At 71.8% G+C, this 620-nt stretch carries 1 pseudogene; it reads left to right on the top strand.

Going from position 1 to position 620, the window contains the following annotated elements:
- Positions 1–620, top strand: a pseudogene (locus IH45_RS01000000144810) (type VII secretion protein EccC); the annotation flags it as partial.

Genomic DNA, 620 nt, shown 5'->3' with positions numbered 1-620 from the left:
CTGGTCTTCTCGCAGCGTGGCAAGGCTCAGCGCACCCGGCGCACTCAGCGCGAGGCGTATCTGGCCTACCTGGAGGACCTGCGCGAGGAACTGGCTGCCGAGGAGCGCCGCCGCCGCGTGCACGCCGACGTCCTCAACCCGCCCCCGGCCGCCCTCTACGACGTGGTGCGTGACCCGGCCCGGCTGTGGGAGCGCCGCCGTACCGACAGGGACTTCCTGCGCGTGCGGGTCGGCACCGGCGAGATGCCCGTGCGCCACTTGCAGATCGCTCAGCAGGGCTCTTCGGTGCTCACCCCACCGGACCGCTTCATGCTCAACGAGGCGTCGGCGCTGATGACACGCTTCCGGACCGGCACCGAGCTGCCGCTGACCGTCCCGCTCGACCGGATCGGCAACATCAGCGTCATCGGCCCCCGGGAGGACTGTCTGCGCCTGGCCCGTGCCCTGCTGGTCCAGGCCGCCGCCCTGCACGCTCCGGACGATGTGGCGATGGCGCTGGCAGTGCCCGGGGACCGGATCGCCGACTGGGAATGGGCCAAGTGGCTGCCGCACCTGCTCGATGGCGAGCAGTTCGACGGCCCTGTCGCCGCCCGCCGTATCGCTCCCTCCGTTCACCAGCT

Source organism: Streptomyces rimosus subsp. rimosus (assembly GCF_000720725.1).
Taxonomy (GTDB): Bacteria; Actinomycetota; Actinomycetes; order Streptomycetales; family Streptomycetaceae; genus Streptomyces; species Streptomyces rimosus_A.
Note: the sequence above shows the minus strand (reverse complement) of the source record. Positions and strands in the feature narration are given on the sequence as shown.